At 71.0% G+C, this 19,890-nt stretch carries 18 protein-coding genes; 8 read left to right on the forward strand and 10 right to left on the reverse strand.

The features are described 5' to 3' along the window. Both G3I78_RS35230 and G3I78_RS35235 read left to right on the forward strand, forming a co-directional pair. Nucleotides 1-946: helix-turn-helix transcriptional regulator (locus G3I78_RS35230; protein ID WP_239158262.1), on the forward strand; the 946-nt coding region annotated here is incomplete at its 5' end. Nucleotides 947-1,050: 104 nt separating this feature from the next. Continuing rightward, entirely contained in the window at nucleotides 1,051-2,682 is a 1,632-nt protein-coding gene (locus G3I78_RS35235; protein WP_164432315.1) for a S53 family peptidase, read from the forward strand. A gap of 128 nt (nucleotides 2,683-2,810) precedes the next feature. Here G3I78_RS35235 and G3I78_RS35240 read toward each other — a convergent pair whose 3' ends face one another. The 4 genes from G3I78_RS35240 to G3I78_RS35255 all read right to left on the reverse strand — a co-directional run bounded on the left by G3I78_RS35240 (nucleotide 2,811) and on the right by G3I78_RS35255 (nucleotide 5,985). Next, on the reverse strand, nucleotides 2,811-3,218 hold the full coding sequence (locus tag G3I78_RS35240) for a PIN domain nuclease (protein WP_164432317.1): 408 nt from the start codon (nucleotides 3,216-3,218) through the stop codon (nucleotides 2,811-2,813). Next, nucleotides 3,215-3,448, reverse strand: coding sequence for a type II toxin-antitoxin system VapB family antitoxin (locus tag G3I78_RS35245; RefSeq protein ID WP_164432319.1), 234 nt, complete (start codon nucleotides 3,446-3,448; stop codon nucleotides 3,215-3,217). The genes G3I78_RS35240 and G3I78_RS35245 overlap by 4 nt, the downstream gene beginning before the upstream one ends. A 67-nt stretch (nucleotides 3,449-3,515) precedes the next feature. Continuing rightward, a complete protein-coding gene (locus G3I78_RS35250; RefSeq protein WP_343243939.1) occupies nucleotides 3,516-5,297 on the reverse strand; it encodes a HAMP domain-containing sensor histidine kinase in 1,782 nt (593 codons plus the stop codon). Continuing rightward, a complete protein-coding gene (locus G3I78_RS35255) occupies nucleotides 5,287-5,985 on the reverse strand; it encodes a response regulator transcription factor (protein WP_164432321.1) in 699 nt (232 codons plus the stop codon). The genes G3I78_RS35250 and G3I78_RS35255 overlap by 11 nt, the downstream gene beginning before the upstream one ends. Before the next feature lie 91 nt (nucleotides 5,986-6,076). On the opposite strand from G3I78_RS35255, the gene G3I78_RS35260 reads away from it, so the two are divergent. The 4 genes from G3I78_RS35260 to G3I78_RS35275 are packed head-to-tail and all read left to right on the forward strand — an operon-like array spanning nucleotide 6,077 to nucleotide 9,849. Continuing rightward, a complete protein-coding gene (locus G3I78_RS35260) occupies nucleotides 6,077-6,634 on the forward strand; it encodes a hypothetical protein (protein WP_164432323.1) in 558 nt (185 codons plus the stop codon). Continuing rightward, nucleotides 6,621-7,886: a hypothetical protein gene (locus tag G3I78_RS35265; protein WP_343243940.1), complete on the forward strand. Its 1,266-nt coding sequence runs from the start codon at nucleotides 6,621-6,623 to the stop codon at nucleotides 7,884-7,886. Before G3I78_RS35260 ends, G3I78_RS35265 begins: the two co-directional genes overlap by 14 nt. After that, nucleotides 7,883-8,614, forward strand: a complete 732-nt coding sequence (locus G3I78_RS35270) for an ABC transporter ATP-binding protein (protein ID WP_164432325.1) — start codon at nucleotides 7,883-7,885, stop codon at nucleotides 8,612-8,614. Before G3I78_RS35265 ends, G3I78_RS35270 begins: the two co-directional genes overlap by 4 nt. Then, nucleotides 8,611-9,849, forward strand: a complete 1,239-nt coding sequence (locus tag G3I78_RS35275) for an ABC transporter permease (protein WP_164432327.1) — start codon at nucleotides 8,611-8,613, stop codon at nucleotides 9,847-9,849. Before G3I78_RS35270 ends, G3I78_RS35275 begins: the two co-directional genes overlap by 4 nt. A gap of 110 nt (nucleotides 9,850-9,959) precedes the next feature. Here G3I78_RS35275 and G3I78_RS35280 read toward each other — a convergent pair whose 3' ends face one another. The 5 genes from G3I78_RS35280 to G3I78_RS35300 all read right to left on the reverse strand — a co-directional run bounded on the left by G3I78_RS35280 (nucleotide 9,960) and on the right by G3I78_RS35300 (nucleotide 16,829). Continuing rightward, nucleotides 9,960-12,440, reverse strand: coding sequence for a carbohydrate binding domain-containing protein (locus G3I78_RS35280; protein WP_164432329.1), 2,481 nt, complete (start codon nucleotides 12,438-12,440; stop codon nucleotides 9,960-9,962). Between the two features lie 114 nt (nucleotides 12,441-12,554). Beyond that, nucleotides 12,555-13,421, reverse strand: a complete 867-nt coding sequence (locus G3I78_RS35285) for a glycoside hydrolase family 43 protein (protein WP_164432331.1) — start codon at nucleotides 13,419-13,421, stop codon at nucleotides 12,555-12,557. 158 nt (nucleotides 13,422-13,579) lie between these two features. Beyond that, complete coding sequence (locus tag G3I78_RS35290; RefSeq protein WP_164432333.1) at nucleotides 13,580-14,494, reverse strand: carbohydrate ABC transporter permease; 915 nt, start codon at nucleotides 14,492-14,494, stop codon at nucleotides 13,580-13,582. Between the two features lie 12 nt (nucleotides 14,495-14,506). Then, nucleotides 14,507-15,379, reverse strand: coding sequence for a sugar ABC transporter permease (locus G3I78_RS35295; protein ID WP_164432335.1), 873 nt, complete (start codon nucleotides 15,377-15,379; stop codon nucleotides 14,507-14,509). A 181-nt stretch (nucleotides 15,380-15,560) separates the two neighbouring features. After that, nucleotides 15,561-16,829 (reverse strand): extracellular solute-binding protein, encoded by a 1,269-nt coding sequence (locus tag G3I78_RS35300; RefSeq protein ID WP_164432337.1) that lies wholly within the window; start codon nucleotides 16,827-16,829, stop codon nucleotides 15,561-15,563. Between the two features lie 375 nt (nucleotides 16,830-17,204). Here G3I78_RS35300 and G3I78_RS35305 point away from each other — a divergent pair, with 375 nt between their 5' ends. Then, nucleotides 17,205-18,254 (forward strand): LacI family DNA-binding transcriptional regulator, encoded by a 1,050-nt coding sequence (locus G3I78_RS35305; RefSeq protein WP_164432339.1) that lies wholly within the window; start codon nucleotides 17,205-17,207, stop codon nucleotides 18,252-18,254. Nucleotides 18,255-18,565: 311 nt separating this feature from the next. Here the strand turns inward: G3I78_RS35305 and G3I78_RS35310 are convergent, their stop codons facing one another. After that, nucleotides 18,566-19,015, reverse strand: a complete 450-nt coding sequence (locus G3I78_RS35310) for a DUF1772 domain-containing protein (RefSeq protein ID WP_164432341.1) — start codon at nucleotides 19,013-19,015, stop codon at nucleotides 18,566-18,568. Between the two features lie 90 nt (nucleotides 19,016-19,105). Between G3I78_RS35310 and G3I78_RS35315 the strand changes: the two genes are divergently transcribed. After that, nucleotides 19,106-19,684 (forward strand): TetR/AcrR family transcriptional regulator, encoded by a 579-nt coding sequence (locus G3I78_RS35315; protein ID WP_164432343.1) that lies wholly within the window; start codon nucleotides 19,106-19,108, stop codon nucleotides 19,682-19,684. Nucleotides 19,685-19,890: the final 206 nt, after the last annotated feature.

Raw genomic sequence — 19,890 nt, forward strand, 5'->3', positions numbered from 1 at the left:
CGCGGGCGGCACCGCGCAGGATGCCCGGCAGCTGGCGGCGCGGGCGGTGCGCGCCTCGGAGGCCGACGGCGACCGGCTGTTCCTGCTGCGCGCGCTGGCGGTCCTCGGCCAGGCCGAACTGCTCGGCGGTGACTCGCGGGGGGCCGCGGCCGCGGTCGAGGCGCTCCAGCGGGTCAGACGGCTGGGCACGGCGATGTCGGCCGCCGACCCGCCCCTGCTGCACTGGTACGCCGACCTGGCCGAGGCGCTGGTCGTGCTGGGCGAGACCGAGGAGGCCGGGGTGGTGGTCCGCGAGGCCCATGCCCGGGTGTCCGGCGCCACGCCCGGCAGCGTGCTGGCCGCCCTGGAGCGCGCGGAGGGTCTACGGGAGGCGGGGCTCGGCCGCGCGAAGGAAGGCGCGGCGCGGCTGCGGACCGCCGTGGACCGGCTGCGCCGACTCCCGCTCCCCGTCGAGCTGGTGCGCACCCTCATCGCGCTCGGCGCGGTCGAACGCCGCTCGCGCCGCAGGAGTACCGCCCGCACCGTCCTCGGCGAGGCCCTGGAGACCGCCACCCGGATCGGTGCCGCGCCGCTCGCCGCCCGGGCCCGGGAGGAGCTGGCGCGCGTGGACGCGGTGGACCGCGGCGGCGAGGCCGGCGGGGCCGAACTCACGCCCACGGAGGCCCGGATCGCCGCGCTGGTCGGCGGCGGGGCCACCAACAGGGAGGTCGCCGCCGAGCTGTTCATCAGCGTCAAGACGGTCGAGGGCGCGCTGTCCCGGGTCTACCGCAAGTTCGGCGTCCGCTCCCGCACCGCGCTCGCCCACGCGATGGCGGTGGCCGTCCTGGCGACCGGCGCGGCCGTCGACCTCGGCGACGACGACCAAGTCCCGCCGCGCGTCCAGGCGGTGACGGTCACTCAGCCGGTCCGGGTCCGGGTCCCCCGCCCCTCCGACACCCGCCGTTAACACGTGACGCAAGGGTTCCCCCGCTTATGGGGAGGGGTCCGCTGTTCCTACGGTGAAGCCGTTCCGCTTCCGGGAACGCATCCCCCACTCTCCGGAGGACCACAGTGAAGTCTCGTCTGAAACTGCTCGGTCTGGTCGCCGTACCGGCCCTGCTCTCCGCGGCCGTCCCCGCCGCCTACGCCGCGAGCACCACACAGCCGCACACGACCCGCGCGGCCGTCACCGGAGACGTCGTCAAGGGCCTCAACACGCAGGCCAAGCGCACCGGTTCGGTCGCCGCCGACAAGCGGATACCCGTGGCGATCAGCCTGGCCCCCAGAGGCGGCTCGGCCCTGGACACCTTCATAGCCAAGGTCAGCGACCCGCACTCGGCCTCCTACGGCCACTACCTCACCAAGGCCCAGTTCGCGGCCCGCTTCGGCCGCACCGACGCCGAGGTCAAGCAGCTCAAGGAGTACCTGCACGCGCAGGGCCTGACCGTCGGCAAGGTCCACTCGGGCAACCTGCTGGTCGACGCCACCGGCACCGCGGCCCAGCTGGAGAAGGCGTTCGGCACCAAGCTGTCGACGTGGAAGGACAGCAAGTCGGGCCGCTCCTTCTACGCCAACGACAGCGCGCCGACGCTGCCTTCGGCCATCGCCTCACTGGTGAGCGACGTGGCCGGCCTCAACAACCACGCCCAGCTGCACCACCAGGCCACGCCCCGCACCGTCTCCCCGCACAACGGTCCGGGCGGCGGCTACACCCCGGCCCAGCTCAAGGGCGGCTACAGCGTCTCCGGGACGTACACGGGCAGCGGCCAGAAGATCGCGCTCCTTGAGTTCGACGGCTTCCAGCAGTCCAACATCACCAAGTACGACACCAACTACAGCCTGGGCTCGCCCACTCCGACCGTGTCCAAGGTGGACGGCGGCTCGGGCGCGCTCGGTGACGGCCAGGTCGAGGTCGAGCTGGACATCGAGGTGCTGCACGCGATCGCCCCGAAGGCGAACGTGACGGTCTTCGAGGGCCCGAACTCCGACGCCGGCGAGGTCGACACCTACCAGGCGATCGTGGACAGCGGCATCCCGACCACGTCCATCAGCTGGGGCGCGGCCGAGTCCGCCCGCACCACCTCCAACATCAACGCGGTCGACGCGGTCTTCAAGGCGGGCGCGGCAGAGGGCCTCGGCTTCTACGCGGCCTCCGGTGACGACGGCTCCGACGACGCGGGCGACGGCGGCACCTCCGTCGACTACCCGGCGAGCGACCCGTACGTCACGGGCGTCGGCGGCACCAAGCTGACGGTCACCTCGTCCAACGCCTTCAGCAAGGAGGTGGCCTGGTCCGGCGGCGGTGGCGGCAAGTCCACCGTCTTCAAGATCCCGAGCTGGCAGACCGCCGTGCAGAAGAGCGCGGGCGGCGGCTTCCGCCAGGTCCCGGACGTCTCGGCACACGCCAACCCGAGCCCCGGCGTCTCGATCTACTCGCAGGGCTCCTGGTCCTCGGTCGGCGGCACCAGCGCGGCGGCCCCCGAGTGGGCGGCCTTCGCGGCCCTCTACAACCAGCAGGCGGCGGCCGCGGGCAAGTCGAACCTCGGCTTCGCCAACCCGGCCCTCTACTCCGCCTCCGGCACCGGCTTCCACGACATCACCAGCGGCAGCAACGGCGCCTACTCCGCGGCCTCCGGCTGGGACTTCACCACCGGCTGGGGCTCGTACAACGCGACGACCCTGGCGAAGAAGCTCCTGGGCTGACCCGCCACCGACCCCACCGAGTCACGCCGTGCGCCCGCCGCACGGCGTGACCTCGTTCGGCTCTGGCGCGGGCGGGGAGGCCAGCCGACAGGCCTGGGCGAGCCTGTGCTCCCTGGTGCGACGCGTGTTCAGGCTCGCACGTCTCGCTGCTGAACTTCCTTGAGCACTTCGGCCACCGTCACGAAGTCGTTGTCGACATGCAGGACGGTATGCCCATGGTGGACCGCTGTCGCACACACCAGCAGGTCGATCGGGCCCGCCGCACGATGTTGGCCCCTCTGGGTGAGCTTGTACTGCGCGGTGTCGACCCAACGCCAGGCGTTCTTCGGAACCGGCGAGAGCAGGCAGAGAGCGTCCAGTTCCTCGGTGAGTTCGTCCCGATGTGCCGGACCGGTCGCAGAGTAGAGGAATTCACTGCGCGTCGGCTCACAGATGTGAAACACCCCAGCAGCGACGTGCCCCTCCCATGACCGCAGCGCTCCGGGAACGCGAAACAGATGCCACAGAGCTGAGGCGTCCAGCAGGTACGTGATCACTCGAAGGCCGCGCGTCGGGCACGCTTCTGGGCCTCGTGCGCTGCCGCTGCCTGTTCGAACTCGCCGCGCGCACCTCGCGCAGCGAGCTTCTCGGCCGCGTCGAGTCGCCTGATCCGTGCGACGTAGTCCCGGAGAGCCGCGTTGACGGTCTCCTTCTTCGTCGTGGCGCCCATGAGTCGCATGGCCTCGGCCAGCGCCTCGTCATCCAGGTCGATCTGCGTGACCGACATCGAGCCCACCTCCCGACATACGGAATGTACATATCCATGATACATCACCAACATTCACGGCGAGCCGTCACGGACGGACCGGCAGCCGCAGCCTGAACACCGTCCCCGTCCCCGGGGTGCTGGTCACCGACACCGTGCCGCCGTGTGCCTCGGTGAGCTGGCGGACGATGGCCAGGCCCAGTCCGCAGCCGCCGGTCCGGCGGCTGCGGGACCTGTCGGCGCGCCAGAAGCGGTCGAAGACACGGGGCAGGTCGGCGGGGGCGATCCCGGTGCCGGTGTCGGCGACCTCGATCAGGATCTCGTCGGCGGCGCGGCGGCAGCGCAGGGTGACGGTGCCGCCGGGCGGGGTGTGCCGTACCGCGTTGGACAGCAGGTTGCCGACGGTCTGGCGCAGGCGTGCCGGGTCGGCGTGCAGGACAGGGGTGTCCTCGATACAGGTGGTGAGGGTGACCCCGGCGGTCTCGGCGCCGCCGCGGTGGGCCGCGGCCACGTGGTCGAGGAGTTCGCGCAGCCGAAGCGGTTCCGGGTGCAGCCGGAGCCGGCCCGCGTCGGCCTGGGCCAGGTGCTGGAGGTCGTCGACGATGTGCTGGAGCAGCAGGGCCTCCTCTAGCAGGGAGGCGACGAACGCCTCGTCGGAGACGGCCAGTCCGTCCTGGGCCGCCTCCAGCCAGCCGCGCATGGTGCTGAGCGGGGTGCGCAGTTCATGGGCGACATCGCTGACCATCGCCTTGCGCTGCCCCTCCACCCGCTCGCGGCGCTCCGCCAGGTCGTTGAAGGCGGCGGCCAGCCGGCCGATCTCGTCGTCGCTGGTCACCGGGACCCGCAGATGCTGCTGGGCCGGGCGGCGGGCCGCGTCCGTCAGCGCCCGCAGCGGTCGGACCAGCCGGGTGCCGACCGTGACGGTGACGGCCACGGTCAGGACGAGGACGAGCGCGGCGACCCCGGCGACCCGGCCCGTGTTGGCCGAGGAGAGGTCGAAGCCCGGCGGGGCGGCCGATCCGGCCGGGGTGGCGACGAACAGCAGCGCGGCCGGGGCGACGTACGGGGCGAGCTGCTCGCGGCGGGCGGTGTCGACGCACCGCTGGACGGCCTCACCGTCCTTCCCGACCGGGGCGAAGCTGAGATCGACGGACACGGGGCCCAGGTCCTGGCGCCTCAGACAGCCGGCGACCAGGGTGTTGAGCCGGTCCAGCGCCCGCTTCTCGGTGGTGGTGGGATCGTCCAGCACGTACAGGCCGCACACCTCGCTCGCCTTGCGCTGCGTGCTGTTGTCGCCGCCGACCACGAGGGCGGACCTGCCGCTCGGCTCCTCGGTGACGCCGACGGGGTAACCGGCGCCGCGCATACAGGCCCGCACCTTGTCCACCCGGCCCACCAGCTCCGCGCGCTCCGCCTTCGGCAGCCGGTACGGCCCGACCGCGCGCGGGTCGATCCCGTCCGCCTTGACGCCGGGCAGCAGGGCCGGGTCGGCCCGCAGCGGGTCGAGCAGCGCCGAGGCCCTGGTGGGGAGGGGGGCCGCGGGGCCGGACGTGGCGATGGGCAGACGGTCCTGGGTGGTCAGGGTGATGTGGCGCCCGGTCCGCCCGGTCAGCCGCTTCAGGGTGGGCGTCACCGCGGACCAGTCCCGGTGGGCGGCGGCGTACCCGATGAGGGTGTCGTAGATCTGGGCGTCGTCGGCGAGGACCTGTCCCTGCTCCTGCTGGATGGCGCTGGTGGTGGTGCGCGCGGCGAGCCAGGCGGTGGCCGCGACCGAGCACACGGCGATGGTGATCGACGCGGCCAGCAGCCGGACCAACAGGCTCTTGCGCAGGGGCAGTCCGCCGCCGGCCCTGCTCCGCTCAGCGCCCACGGCTGCCGTCGCCGAGGCGGTAGCCGACCCCGAACACCGTCTGGAGATAGACCGGCCTGCGGGGCACGGGCTCGATCTTCTTGCGGAGGTTCAACACGTGGACGTCGATGGTGCGTTCGGTGATGTAGCGGTCGTCCCCGCGGGTGCCGGCCAGCAACTGGCGCCGGGTGAAGACCCGTTCGGGTTCGGCGGCCATGGTCGCGAGGACGTCGAACTCGCCCGGGGTGCAGGCCACTTGGCGGCCCTCGATCTCGACGACCCGGCGGACGGGGTCGACGGCGAGGGCGCCGACCCGCAGCACCGGGTCGTGCGCCACGGCGGCCGTGCGGGTCCGCCGTAGCAGAGTGCGTATACGGGCCATCAGTTCACGCGGGCTGTACGGCTTGGTCAGGTAGTCGTCGGCGCCGAGGTCCAGGCCGAGCAGCAGGTCCTCCTCGGTGCTGCGGGCGGTCAGCATCAGCACCGGCAGATCGCTGTCGCGCCGCAGGATCCGGCACACGTCCAGGCCGTCGACGACCGGCATCATCACATCGAGGACCAGCAGGTCGGGCCGGTGGCGGCGCACCTCGTCGAGGGCGGCGCGCCCGTCGTGGACGACCAGGGCGGTGTGCCCCTCGCGCTCCAGGTAGCGGCGGATCACCTCGGCCTGTTTGGTGTCGTCCTCGGCCACGAGCACACGGGCGTTCATGGGGCCAGGGTAGGCACGGCGGGATCAGGTCAGACGGCTTTCTGACGGCGTCCTGACAGGATCGTCATAACTCCGGGCGATGGTCTGCGCCATGCTGAGACTCTTCGATCGAGCCGTGGTGTCCGCCTCCGTCGGCGCGGCCTGTCTGCTCTTCCTCACCGCCTGCGGGGGCGTCGGCGGGAACGACGACGCGGACAAGAGCGGCGACGGAGGCGAGGTCGCCTCGCTCAACTCACCTTCGGCGGGCGGCGGTTCTGCCGACGCGAGCGCGAGCGCCGATCCCGACGCGGGCCGCCCGCAGATCCGTCTGGACAGCACCCAGGACGACGTCAACCGCATGTGGGACGGCTGGACGGCCTGCCTGAAGGATCATGGGGTGGACAAGACCTACAAGCAGAACCCGAACGCCCCCGGCGTGAAGGCCTGCGACGGGAAACTGCCGCTCGATCCGCCCGAGCTGGACCCGGCCAAGAACCCTGACTTCAACGACGACACCCGGGCCATGGTGCGGTGCATGAACGAGCACGGCATCAAGAGCGTGGTCACCGATCGGGGCTGGGGCCTGGAGGACGGGGCGAGCCTGAACGCCCCCGACTACGACCGGATCATGGTCGGTTGCCAGGTGAAGGCGTTCGGTGAAGACGACTGACGACACCGGGGCCGCCCGTCCGCCGCACCGCCGGCGGGTGGTGATCGGGGCGGTGGCCGCGGCGGTCGTCGTGGCGAGCGCCCTGACCGTGACCGCGTGGCAGGACGACGACGGGAGACCGGACACCGCGGGCGGCGCCGCGGTACGGACCGCGACCGCCGTCGTGACCAGGGGCGACCTCTCCAACGCCCAGACCCTGGAGGGAACCCTCGGCTACGGCCGGGCGACCACGGTCAAGGGCGGCGGGGCGGGCCTGATCACCTGGCTGCCGGCGACGGGCGCCACGATCCGGCGCGGCGAGCCCCTGTACCGGGTGGACGACGTGCCGGTACCCCTCTTCTACGGCGGCACCCCGCTGTTCCGGCCCCTGGAGACCAGGGGCACCACCGGCCCGGACGTCCGGACGGTCGCCGACAACCTCAGAAAGCTGGGCTACGACATCGGTGCCCAGCCCGCGGTGGGCACCTGGGTCACTCCGCGACCGTCCACAGCGGCAGGCTCCTCTACGGTCTCCACGGCCACGACAGCCCCGCCGGGCCCGGACACCGCGAACCCCTCGCCGGACGCCACCCGCACTCCCCCTCCCGCCCCCACTCCAACTCCCGTCCAGGTCAAGCGCGGTGACGCCGTCCTGACCGCCGACCTCATCGCCGCGGTCAGGCGCTGGCAGACCGCGACCGGCATCCCGTCCACCGGTGTCCTGGGCGTCGGCGACATCGCGGTGCTGTCCGGTGCCGTACGGGTCGAGGGCGTGGCGGCACAGCTCGCCGACCCGGCCGACGGGCCCCTGATGACGGTCACCTCCACCACCAAGTCGGTGACCGTCCCGGTCGATCCGTCCGGGGCGGGCTCGATGAGACGCGGCGACACGGTGACGGTGAGCCTGCCCGACGACTCCACGGCCCCGGGCACCATCGCCTCCATCGGCGCCACCGTCCGCAGCACCGACGCGTCGAGCGGCGACGACTCCTCCGGGCAGCCCCGGCTGACCGTCGGCATCGCGCTGCGCGACACCGCGGCGGTACGCGGCCTCAACTCCGCGCCGGTGCAGGTGCAGTTCACCTCGGAGACCCGCGAGAACGTGCTCACCGTGCCCATCGGCGCCCTGACGGCGCTGCGCGAGGGCGGCTACGCGGTCCAGTTGCCGGACGGCCGTCTGGTCGCGGTGCGGACCGGGATGTTCTCCAAGGGCGTGGTGGAGGTCAGCGGCGCCGGCATCAGCGCCGGGACCAGGGTGGTGACGACCTCATGAGCGCCCCGGTCACGGCCGGGAGCGCGCCCCCGGTCCTCGCGGTGCGCGGCGCGAGCATGGTGTACCCCGGCGGGGTCACCGCGCTCGACGACGTCTCACTCACCGTCGAGCGGGGCGAACTGCTGGGCATCGTGGGCCCGTCGGGCTCCGGCAAGTCGACCCTGCTGAACATCATGGGCACGCTGGACCGGCCGACCGGCGGCACCGTGGAGATCGGCGGCCAGGACGTCGCGCGCCTCTCCGACCGGGAGCTGTCGGCGCTGCGCGGCCGTCAACTGGGTTTCGTGTTCCAGCAGTTCCACCTCACCGACGGACTGACCGCCGCCGAGAACGTGGCCACCGGACTGCTGTACGCCGGTGTCCCGCGCGGCAGGCGCCGCGCGCTGGCCCTGGAGGCGCTGGACCGGGTGGGGCTCGCCCGCCGCGCCCGGCATCGGCCGCAGCAGCTCTCCGGCGGTGAGCGCCAGCGGGTGGCCATCGCCCGCGCGCTCGTGAACCGGCCCGTGCTGGTGCTGGCGGACGAGCCGACGGGCGCGCTGGACTCCGTGAACGGCGTGGCCGTACTGGATCTGCTGACCGCGCTGAACCACGAAGGGACCACCATCGCGGTCATCACCCACGACCGGGACATCGCGGCCCAGCTGCCGCGCCGGGTGGAGATCCGCGACGGCCGCCTCCGCTCCGACACCCGCGTCGACGCCGACGCCCGTACGGAAAGCAGGACATGACCATCACATCGACGCGACGGCACGCCGCCGGCGGGGTCGCCGACAGCAGACCGGTGCGGCTGGCACCGCTGGACATCCTGGGCCTCGGGCTGCTGGGCATCCGTACCCGCAAGGTGCGGGCGGCCCTGTCCGCCCTCGGCATCTCGATCGGTATCGCCACACTGATCGTCGTCACCGGCATCCCGGCGTCCAGCCAGCAGGCGCTGATGCGGGAGCTGTCCGCGCTGGGCACCAACATGCTCCAGGCCGTGCCCGCCAACCAGGACCCGCCGGTGCTGCTGCCGCCGGAGTCGGTGGACATGGTCCGCCGGATCAGGCCGGTCACGGCGGCCAGCGCGGTCGCCAACACCCATGCCGAGGTGCTCCGCAACGACCGTCTCGGCAAGGCCGACTACACGGGCCTGACGGTCCTGGCCACCAAGCTCGACCTGCTGCGGACGATCAACGCCGAGGTGGGCTCGGGCCGGTTCCTCGGCGCGGGGACGGAGCGGTTCCCCACCGCCGTCCTCGGCTCGGTCGCCGCCTCCCGCCTGGGCATCCCGAGCATCGGCGGCGGCCGGGACGCCCCGCAGATCTGGGTCGGCAGCCACTGGTTCACGGTCATCGGCGTCCTCGACAAGACCCCGCTCTCGCCGGACATCGACCGCTCAGTGCTGGTCGGCTGGGACGCGGCACGCACCGTGCTGAAGTTCGACGGCCACCCGACCGTGATCTACCTCAAGGCGAAGGAGTCCCGGATCGAGGCGGTCCGCGATGTGCTCCCCGCGACCATCAACCCCGAACTGCCGGGCGTGGTCCAGGTCAGCCGCCCGTCCGACGCGCTGGCCGCCAAGCGGGCCACCGAGTCCACGTTCTCCGCGCTCTTCCTCGGCCTCGCCGGGGTCGCCCTCCTGGTCGGCGGCATCGGAGTGGCCAACACCATGGTCATCTCCGTCCTCGAACGCCGCCGCGAGATCGGCCTGCGCCGCGCCCTGGGCGCCAACCGGGGCCAGATCCGCGCCCAGTTCCTCACCGAGTCGGTGGCCCTGTCCGCCCTGGGCGGCCTCGCCGGCACCCTCCTGGGCACCCTGGCCACGATCGCCTACGCCACCCACCAGCACTGGCCCCCGGTCGTCCCCCTCACCTCGGTGACCGCGGGCTTCCTCGGCGCCGTCCTGATCGGCATGCTCGCCGGCGCCTATCCGTCCCTGCGGGCGGCCCGGCTGACTCCCACGGAGGCCCTGGCGACGACCTAGGCGACCCAAAGACCCAAAAGACCTGAACGACCTGAACTGCACGACGGCGGGCCGGGATGCCCCGGCCCGCCGCGCGATGGAGAAACCTTCCTGCTGCGGACCCGTGCGGGTCAGGGCAGCTTGATCAGGCTGTAGTCGTCGCAGTATCCGGCGGCGGAGCCGGAGTTCTTGTAGCAGTACACGCCGGCCGAGGTGATGCCGGCGCCCGTGGTGAAGAAGATCGGCTGCTGGGCGTAGGACGTGGTCGAGGCCCGCAGATACGTCTCCGTACCGCCGAAGCCCTTCACGCCGACCGCCACCTCCTCACCGGCGGTGGCCACCTTGGCCCACCCGGCGAGCAGATAGGTGCCGCCGGCCGTGAGACCGCCGGCCGTCTGGATCGCCCCGCTGGCGCTCGCCGCGGTCTGGAGGGCGTACGTGCCGGTGCGGGCGTTGGACGCGACCACGCTCGACGCCGTACCGGTGGACTGCGCCCAGGGGGTCAACGCCCCGGTCTCGAAGCCCGGGTTGGTGACCCCGTTGGTCCCGGACGACAGCGCCTCCACCGCGAGGTCGTCGCAGGCTCCGGTGCCCGAACCGCCCGCGTTCTTCCAGCAGTACACGGTGGCCGTGGTGCTGGAGGAGCCGGTGGTGAACAGGACCGCCGCCTGGCTGTACGAGGTCGTGGCGATGTTGGTGTAGGTCTCCGTGCCGCCGAAGTTCTTCACGCCTATGGCGAGGGTCTCTCCCGCGTTGGCGACCTTGGCCCAACCGGTCAGCAGATACGTGGTGTTGGGGCTCAGACCGGTCAGCGCCTGGTTGGCGCCGCTGCCGCTCGCGGCGGTCGTCAGACCGTAGCCGCCGGTGCGGGCACCCGTGCCCGTCACCGACGAGGCGCTGCCGCTGGCCTGGGTCCAGGGGCTCAACGCACCTGTCTCGAAGCCCGCGTTGGACAGGAGGTTGCCGCCGGTGCCGTTGTAGGCGCCGATGTTGGGGGCGGCCGTGGCGGAGACGGTGTTGCCGTAGGCGTCCTTGCCGCCGTTGTCGGAGATGACCGCACCGGCCCGGATCACCGGGGAGGACGGGTGGACCTGGTAGGCGTTCTTACCGGTGTACGAGGACGCGGAGTTGGCGTTTCCGGGGTTGCGGAACTGCGGGTCGGCGGTGACCTTCGCGGAGTCCGCCGGCTCGGAGGACGGGTGGTTGCCGTAGAAGAGGTTGTTGGAGTAGACGGACGCGCCGGTGGTGGAGAAGTAGCCGCCGGTGCCGTAGTTGAAGACCGCGTTGTTCTTGAAGGACAGCGCGCCGGAGATGCTGGAGCCCGAACGCGAGTACAGGATCGGGGTGTTCAGGCCGCTCTTGTTGACGTAGATGCTGTTGTTGTAGATCAGCGGGACGGCCGTCGAGCTGCCGCTCTGGTTGGGGACGCCGCCGACGAAGTGGAAGACGCCCTTGCCGTGGGTGGGGGTGCCGGAGGCGGGGCAGCCGTCGTTGGTGCCGTCGTTCTCGCTGACGTTGTAGCGGATCACCGTGCCGTCGCTGGGGACGGTCGAGGTGGGCTCGTTCTTGATGGTGAAGGGCGGCATGACCAGCATGAAGCCGCCGAGGTTCTGGTGGCTGTAGTTGTACTGGAACGTGGTGTTGTGGTTGCCCCAGTCCACGTCGTAGCCGGTGCCGTCGGCGCCGTTGACGTGGCAGTAGACCTCGTTGTTCTGGACGACGGTGTTGGAGCTGCCGGACATCCAGATGCCGGCGGAGGCGCCGTTGCAGTACTGGCCGGAGGGCGGGCAGGTGTTCTTGGCGCCGCCGTAGCCCGCCTTGTTGCCGTCGATGAGGGCGCCGTCGTTCTTGACGACGAGGATGTCGTCGGCGCCGTCGTAGGTCATGGTGTTGTCGCGGATGACCGTGCCGGTGGTCAGGCCGGTGCCCTGGCCGTCGCCGTCCGGGGTGACCGCCACGGCGATGCGGTCGACATGGTCGAAGGTGTTGTTCTCGACCACGATGTCGTCCCAGGTGGAGACGGGCGTGGTGTGGTCGGTCTGGACGCCGACACCCGCGTTGGTGGCGTACCAGCCGCCGCCGTAACCGGTGATGTCGTGGATGTACATGTCGTGCACGCGGATGTGGTGCAGGACGCCGCCCGAACTGTTCTCGGCCAGGACGCCCGAGCGGTAGTCCGGAGCGGTGGCCGCGTTGGTCAGCTCCAGGCCGCCGATCTCCCAGTACTGCTGGTTGAGGAGGTGGATGACCGGTCCGGTCGCGCCCTGTGCGTCGATGGCGGGCTTGGCGCCGGTGCCGTAGGAGCCCATCGTGATCGGGCTGCCGGAGCTGCCCGAGCCGCCGGGGGTGAGCTGGCCGTCGCAGGTGGTGCCGGCGGCGAACAGGATGCTGTCCCCGGCCGCGAAGGTGGTGGCGTTGACGCTGCCGACGCTGTTCCAGGGGCTGGCCTGGGTGCCGTTGCCGCTCGACGAGGCCGAGCAGTTCACGTAGTAGGTGGTGCCCGCCGCGAGCGCGGTGTGGGCCGGGACCAGGAGTGCTCCCGCCGTCGTGGCGAGCAGGGTCAGAACGCGTGCTGCCCGGCCGACCGGGCCTGACGGTCTACGACGCCTCATTGCGACGCTCCTTGCTGGGTGATCGGGTCCTCCGCGCCACGGACACGTGACACGGGTCTTCCTGCACCGGACGGCTCGGCCCGGGAGCGGGCGCCGCCGGATTCCGTGGGCGCTCTACCGCGGCGCGGGCGCCGAGAGCGCGGCCGGGACGGGGGTCTCCAGGACGGACGCGTGCCGCATGCCGGGCGGCAGGGACAGCTCGACGGGCTCGAAGTGCGCGCCGTCCTCGCTGCGGGCCGCCCCGTAGCGGCCTTCGAGGAAATGGTCGTAGATCATGATCCATTCGTCGCCCCGGCGGAACAGCGACGGTCCCTCGACCAGGGACGGCGTCACCGGTCCCTTGGGCGCGGTGTACGGGCCGCCGGGGGTCTCGAACGTGGTCATGTGGATGTCCTTGTGCGCCGTGGCACCGTCGTTGACGCCGCGCTCGTCCTTGAAGGCCATCAGGAAGCCGCCGTCGGCGCGTTCGCGCACGGTGGCGTCGATGACGGTGTGGCCGGGGTCGAAGAAGACGGCCGGGCCCGAGAAGGTGACGAAGTCGGCGGTGGTGCAGTGCCAGATGCGGTGGTCCTGGCTGATGTGCTCGAAGTCCCGGCCCTCGGCGCTGCCGCCCGGCTCGACGACGGAGGACCAGATGAGGTGGTACAGCCCGGTCCGGCGGTCGAGGAAGAACTCCGGGGCCCAGGCGTTGAGGGCGCCCGCCACCCCGGCCATCACCGGTATCACCCGCTGCTCGGACCAGTTGAGCAGGTCGGCCGAGGTGGCGTGGACGATGGCCGGGCTCGTCCAGCCGTCGGTGGCCAGCAGGTGGAACAGACCGTCGGGGCCGGTCCCGATGAACGGGTCGCGCAGCCTGCCGGTGGACACCGTGCCCCGCAGCACGGGCCGGCCGCCGTTGACCGGCGCGAACTCCCGGCCGTCGTGGCTGTAGGCCAGATGCAGTGCCTCGTCGGCGTCGGTGAAGTATGAGACCACGTACATCGGTGGGGGGTCCTTCCGGACGTCGGAACGGGTGGCGCCAGGGCAGGGCGGGACGGCCGTACGGCGATGCGCGGTACGGCGGGTTTGCGATACGGCGGGTTTGCGATACGGCGATGCGGTGCGCGGTACGGCGTCGGCGGTGAACCGGGGCCCTGGGGTCAGGACTTGACGGCGCCGGCGGACATGCCGGCCACCACGTGGCGCTGGAGGAAGACGAAGATCAGGAACAGCGGCGCCACACCGAGCAGGGCGGCCGGGAACAGGGTCGTCGGCTGCACGGTGTGCGGGTCGATGAACGAGTAGGCGTTCACCATGACCGTCCGCTTGTCCGGGTCCTGGAGGAAGACCAGCGGGACGACCAGGTCGTTCCAGACCTGGAGGGAGATGAAGGTCAGCAGGGTGCTGGTGATCGGGCGCAGCAGCGGCAGGATGATGACGAAGAAGGTCCGGAAGGCCCCGCAGCCGTCCAGCGCGGCGGCCTCCTCGATGTCCATCGGGATCGAGCGGATGAAGCTGGTGTAGAAGAACACGGCGACCGGCAGGAACATCGCGGTGTAGATGAAGACCACGCCCGCGTAGTTGTCCAGCAGGTTCAGGTCCCGCATCAGCAGGTACAACGGCGCCACGACGACGAAGACCGGGACCGAGGTGCCGAGGATGAACAGCCGGTACACCCAGGTCGACCAGCCCTGCGTGATCCGCGCGAGCGGATAGGCGGCCAGGGAGCCCAGCACGGTGATGCTCAGGCAGGAGAGCCCGGTGATGAGCAGGGTGTTGAGGGCGCTGCGGCCGTAGTGGATCTGCGAGAAGGCATGGGAGAAGTTGTCGAGGGTGAAGGTGTGCGGGATGCCGAGCGGGGAGCCTGCCACGTCCGCCGCGGTACGCAGCGAGGTGACGACGGTGAAGAGGAACGGCAGGACGAACAGGAGCACGCCGAGGCAGAGCAGCGCGGTGCCGAGGAGGCCGGTCGCCCGTCGCCGACGGGTGCCGGGAGCCGGGGAGTCGGCGGACGCCGGCGGCTGCGGGGAAGCGGAGCGCGGAGCGGTCGGCGGGGTGAGGGTCTTGGAAGTCATGGTTGCCGCCTGTCAGATACGTCGCTCGCGGAGCCGGAGCAGGGAGGAGGTGGCGCTGGACAGGACGACCACGGTCACCAGGAGGAGCACCGAGACGGCGATACCGAAGGCGAACTTGCCGCCGCCGAAGACGTTCCGGTAGACGAGCGTCGTCAGCGTCTCGGTCGCGCCGGCCGGGCCGCCGTTGGTGAGGACCAGGGGGAACTCGAAGACCTTGAGCGAGCCGATGAGGCTGAGGGTGACGTTCACGGTGAGCGCGGGGGCCAGCATCGGCCACTCCACGGACCTGAAGCGCCGCCAGCCGCCGGCGCCGTCGACCGCGGCGGCGTCGAGGAGTTCGGTGGGCACGCTCATGTACCCGGCCAGGAAGATCGCGCACGAATACCCCGCGAACATCCAGATGTTGACGGCGGCCACCGCGTACAGGGCGGTGGAGGTGTCACCGAGCCAGACGTGCTCCAGGGAGCCGAGGCCGAGCAGTCCCAGCAGGGCGTTGATGCCGCCGTCCGGGGCGAAGAGGTACGACCAGATGAACGCCGCCATGACCGGGGAGACCAGGCTCGGCGTCAGCAGGGTGACGCTGAGTGCCTTGCGGACCTTCGGGCGGCGGAAGAGCAGGCTCGCGAAGAGCAGGCCGAGGCCGTTCTGGACGACCACCACGACGGCCGCGTACAGGACGGTGTGCCAGAGGGCGGCGGTGACATCGGGGTCGTCGGCCATGGCCTGGTACTGGTCGGTGCCGACGAAGTGGGCGATCGGGCCGCCGAGGCTGTCGGTCATGCTCAGGTACACGCCGCGGGCCAGCGGGTACAGCATGAACGTGCCGTAGACGGCGATCGCCGGCAGCAGGAAGGCGGCCATGGTGGCGCGCCGTCGGTGGAACACGGGGTCCTCCTCTTGACCGTGTCTCTTGACCATGGGCCTGGCTTCTTGACCGTGGGCCCTGGCCTCTCGACCGTGGCTATCGGCCTCGCGGTGGTGGTGGCCGTGGCGGGAGCGGTCGGGAGCCGTTCCTCGCGCTCCCGCCACGGCCGGCCGGCGGGGCCGGACTCTCGGGAGTCCGGGGCTACTTGGCCTTCGCCGCGGTCTGGATGTCCTTGAGGGTCTGCGCGGCGGACGCCTTGCCCAGCAGGAACGCCTGGATCTTCGAGCCGATCGCGGTCTCGGCGGTCGCGCCGTACCAGGAGTCGGACGGCAGGATCCGGTAGCGGCCGTCCTTGAAGGCCGTGGTGAACGCCGTCGTCTCGGTGCTCTCCGGAGTGGTGCCGCCGGTGAACGGCGACGCCGCGTTCTCGGCCTCCAGGTACTTGGCGAGGTTCGCGTTCTGCGACCAGAAGTCGACGTACTGACGCGCCGCATCACCTTGCTGGGACTGGGAGTTGACGGCCCACATGGTGCCGGAGAAGAGCATGCCGTTGGGCTTGGTGCCCGCGGCGCCGCCCGGCCAGGGGGCGAACCGGACAGGGAAACCGGCCTTCTTGACGTTGGAGACCTGCCAGGCCCCCTGGTAGTAGAAGGCGCTCTTGCCCGCGCTGAAGTTCTGCGGGCCCTGCGACCACTCGTCGACGCCGAGTTCGTTCTTCCAGTCGACGTACCCCTTGTCCTCCAGGGTCTTCAACTGGTCCAGCGGGCCCTGCCAGTCGGGGTCGAAGGACGCCTTGCCGTTCAGGAAGTCGGCGTCCCACTGCTTGTTCTTCTGGTAGACGAGGGTCGAGCCGCTCGCCTGGAACACCGAACTGCCGGTCCAGCCGGACTTGTCGGGCAGCGCGATGGGGTTGATCCCGGCCTTCTTGAGCTTGCCGAGGACGTCGAGGAACGTCGGCCAGTCGGCCGGGACCTCGGTGACGCCCACCTTCTTCAGCAGGTCCATGTCGGCGTACAGGCCGATGCCGATCAGCTCCATCGGCATGGCCAGCGTCTTGCCGTCGGACTGGGCGAACGGCTTGGCGTCGGGAGCGATCCGGCCCGCCCAGGACTCCTTGGACAGGTCGGCGAGGTAGCCGGAGGCGCCCCACTTCTTCATCTTGTCCGTGTCGACCATGATCACGTCACCGGCCTTGCCGCCGAGCAGCTCGGGCTGGAGCTTCTGGACGTAGGTGTCGTTCGCGGTGATGTACTCGAAGTCGATCTTTATCTTGGGGTGCGCCTTCTCGAACGCCTTGTTGATCTCGGCGACGTTCGCCGGCTCCGCGCCGCCGCCCTTCCACGCCTCCACATGCAGGGTCACCGTGCCGTCGCTGGAGGCACCGCTCGACCCGCCGCCGCACGCGGCGAGCGACATCGCCATGGCGGTGACCGTGGCGGCGACCGCGATTCGTCTCCCAGAGCGCTTCATTGCACACCTCACCCATCGTCGGTACGGACCGACTCGTCATGTCTGAAGGGGGTTGATCCGGTCGGCCCGCATCCGTGTGGGTGCGGCGCCGATACGGCGGAAAGGGGTCGGTGGACCCGAGTTGCGGCAAACGTTTCGTGCCGATGGCCGGGAACTGTAACGCAAAACTTAGGCGACATCTATACGTAACTTTCCGTGGCCGTCCAAGCCCTCAAGAGGCGCGCCACAGCCCCCGCTCAGCAAGGGTTCCCCTTAGGGAGACACTGCCTTATCGTTACAGTTTCCTGGAAGTTTCCCCAGGGGCATGCAAGAGTGAGCGCCAGATGGCCGGAGCTCCGGTTCGACCCAAGTACTCGGCAGGCAGAAGGAGTTGGCGTGGCAGCGCGGGTGACCATCGCACAGGTGGCCGAGGAGGCCGGCGTCTCCGCGATGACCGTGTCCAACGTGATGAACGGCAAGCCCGGCGCCTCGGAGGACACCCGTCGCCGGGTGCTGGAGGTCGCGGGCCGGCTCGGTTACCGGCCGAACATCTCCGCCCGCAACCTCAAGGCCGGCCGCACCGGGCTCATCGGCCTCATCGCCCTGGACCTCACCAGCCAGTACGGCCTGGAGATCCTGCGCGGAGTCGCCGACGAACTGGCCAGCGCCGAGCAGGAACTGCTGGTCAACGCCTCGTACCACGACGCGGTGCGGGAGAAGGACCGGATCGAGTTCCTCGGCCGCGGACTGGTCGACGGAGTCCTCATGATCGCCCCCGTCCTGGAGGACGAGACGGTGAGACTGCTCCGCCGCCAGAAACTCCCCTGCGTGATCATCGACCCCCGGCGCCTGGACGTACCCCTCCCCCGCCTGACCGTCGACAACTACCACGGCATGCGCCAGGGCACCCAGCACCTGATCGACCTGGGCCACACCCGGATCGCCTACCTCCGCGGCGAGGAGGACCTGGAGAGCACCTCGGTCCGCTTCCAGGGCTTCGAGGACGCGATGCGGCTCGCCGGCCTCAAGGTCGACGAGCACATGGTCGCGTCCTGCGACTTCTCCTACGCCTGCGGATTCCGTACGGCCACCCGGCTCATCACCGAGCACGCCCCCACGGCGATCGTCGCGGGCGCCGACCTGATGGCACTCGGCGCGATCGACGCGGCCCGCGCACTGGGCCTGACCGTCCCCACCGACTTCTCGGTCGTCGGCTTCGACGACCTCCCCCAGGCCGCACAGAGCTTCCCGGGCCTGACGACGGTACGGCAGCCCCTGCACGACATGGGCCAGAAAGCGGCCCGCGCCCTGCTCTCCCTCATCGAGGGCCAGAAGCTGCTCATGGACCACATGGAGGTGAGCACGGAACTGGTCCTGCGCAACTCCACGGCCCCCGCGTCCGCGTCACCGAGCAGGGACGGCTCGATGTCCCACGGCCACCGCTGAGCCGACCCGACCGCCATGCCCCGGAGGCCCGCCGGACGGCCGGGGGGGGGCGAGCGTGACACCTCCCCCGAAGACACCGAGAGCCGTGCCCGCCCGAGACGCGTGTCCTGGTCCATCGGGGTCCTGTCCAGGACGCTCTGATCCGACGCCTGCCGCAGGGTGACGCAGTCACCCCTGTCGTCGCCGGCAGCGCCGGGCCCCTCGGACGTGTCGCCGCCCTCTTCGACCGGGGCGGTGAGGGGCCGGCCGGGGCACCAGCCGGTCTTCGACTGGAGTCGACGCGCCGGCTCGCGTACGGGATTCGGCCCGGCTCAGGCCAGGGCGGCGACCAGCAGGACGAAGGCGCCGCCGATGACGGCGAGCCGGACGTGGTGGAGGCGCCCCCAGCGGTCCAGTTGCCGCTTCCAGTCGGCGGGCCGGTTCTCGGGGGTCCACGTCTTGTTCCGGTCGTTGATCGGGACGAGCAGCAGGACCGACATGAGGACGCTGACGATCAGCAGCGCGCCGGAGGTGACCACGAGACCGGTGCCGTCGTCGCCGGACCACCCGGCGGCGGCCCATACGCCGACGAGGACGAGCGAGCCGATGTACCAGACCGGCATCACGGCACCGAGCATCCGGCCCCCGTGGGCGTGACCGAGCTGTCCGCTGTCCTCGGGCAGCGCGTCGAGGATCCGGTTCATGACGAAGGCGACGGAGAACTCCACCCCCACCATCAACCCGACGACCACGGTGGTGACGACCTCAAGCACGTCGAGCATGACGACCCCTCCGGTATCTAGCATTGCTAGCTTTAGAGTCAACGCTAGCAATGCCATCGCTCGATTGTCTAGCACTGCTAGCATCAAGGCATGTCGGTACAGGAACGCAAGGAACGCGAGCGGGCGAGCCGCGAGCGCCTCATCGTGGCGACGGCCCGCGAACTCGCCGAGCAGCAGGGCTGGGACGCGGTCACCACCCGCCGGCTCGCCGAGCGCATCGAGTACAGCCAGCCCGTGCTCTACAGCCACTTCCGCGGCAAACGCGAGATCATCGGCGCCGTGGCCCTCCAGGGCGCGACCGAGATGGCCGCGGCGGTACGTGCCGCGACGGCGACCGCGGACAGCCCGCACGCCCGGGTCACCGCGCTCGCCCACGCCTACCTCGACTTCGCCGCACACAACCCGGCGGTCTACGACGCCCTCTTCCAGCTCGACGGCGGCCTGCCCTACGCGCGGGAGGACACCCCGGAACCCCTGAAGGACGCCTTCGCCGCCCTGCTGGAAACCCTGACCGAGGCCGCCGGGCCCAGCGTCCACCCGGGCCTCTTCACCGAGACGTTCTGGGCCGCCCTGCACGGCCTGGCAACCCTGACCCGAGCGGGACGACTCCCTCCGGAGGACGCCGAGCAGCGGGTGGAGCTACTGGTGAACCGACTCGCCGCGCCCTGACACGCCACCCCGGCAACCCCCGGACACCGAACGGCACCTGACACCCCGTCCGCCCGGATGGGGACGCCGAACGACATCGCGGTCAATGACGTGTACGCAGGTGAGGGTCGGTTGGGCCCGGACTGAGGGCCTTGTCCCACCGAGAGCCGGCCGGGATCATGCCCGTGTGCGCCGCCAAGAGAAACTCCACGAACTACTCGCACTCG

Source organism: Streptomyces sp. SID13726 (assembly GCF_010548375.1).
Classification (GTDB): domain Bacteria; phylum Actinomycetota; class Actinomycetes; order Streptomycetales; family Streptomycetaceae; genus Streptomyces.

What these genes read in the sequence shown, in the direction of transcription:
- G3I78_RS35245 (WP_164432319.1), bottom strand. Translation starts at nt 3,448, where the DNA reads ATGTCGGTCACGCAGATCGACCTGGATGACGAGGCGCTGGCCGAGGCC.
- G3I78_RS35255 (WP_164432321.1), bottom strand. Translation starts at nt 5,985, where the DNA reads ATGAACGCCCGTGTGCTCGTGGCCGAGGACGACACCAAACAGGCCGAG.
- G3I78_RS35260 (WP_164432323.1), top strand. Translation starts at nt 6,077, where the DNA reads ATGCTGAGACTCTTCGATCGAGCCGTGGTGTCCGCCTCCGTCGGCGCG.
- G3I78_RS35270 (WP_164432325.1), top strand. Translation starts at nt 7,883, where the DNA reads ATGAGCGCCCCGGTCACGGCCGGGAGCGCGCCCCCGGTCCTCGCGGTG.
- G3I78_RS35275 (WP_164432327.1), top strand. Translation starts at nt 8,611, where the DNA reads ATGACCATCACATCGACGCGACGGCACGCCGCCGGCGGGGTCGCCGAC.
- G3I78_RS35280 (WP_164432329.1), bottom strand. Translation starts at nt 12,440, where the DNA reads ATGAGGCGTCGTAGACCGTCAGGCCCGGTCGGCCGGGCAGCACGCGTT.
- G3I78_RS35285 (WP_164432331.1), bottom strand. Translation starts at nt 13,421, where the DNA reads ATGTACGTGGTCTCATACTTCACCGACGCCGACGAGGCACTGCATCTG.
- G3I78_RS35290 (WP_164432333.1), bottom strand. Translation starts at nt 14,494, where the DNA reads ATGACTTCCAAGACCCTCACCCCGCCGACCGCTCCGCGCTCCGCTTCC.
- G3I78_RS35300 (WP_164432337.1), bottom strand. Translation starts at nt 16,829, where the DNA reads ATGAAGCGCTCTGGGAGACGAATCGCGGTCGCCGCCACGGTCACCGCC.
- G3I78_RS35310 (WP_164432341.1), bottom strand. Translation starts at nt 19,015, where the DNA reads ATGCTCGACGTGCTTGAGGTCGTCACCACCGTGGTCGTCGGGTTGATG.
- G3I78_RS35315 (WP_164432343.1), top strand. Translation starts at nt 19,106, where the DNA reads ATGTCGGTACAGGAACGCAAGGAACGCGAGCGGGCGAGCCGCGAGCGC.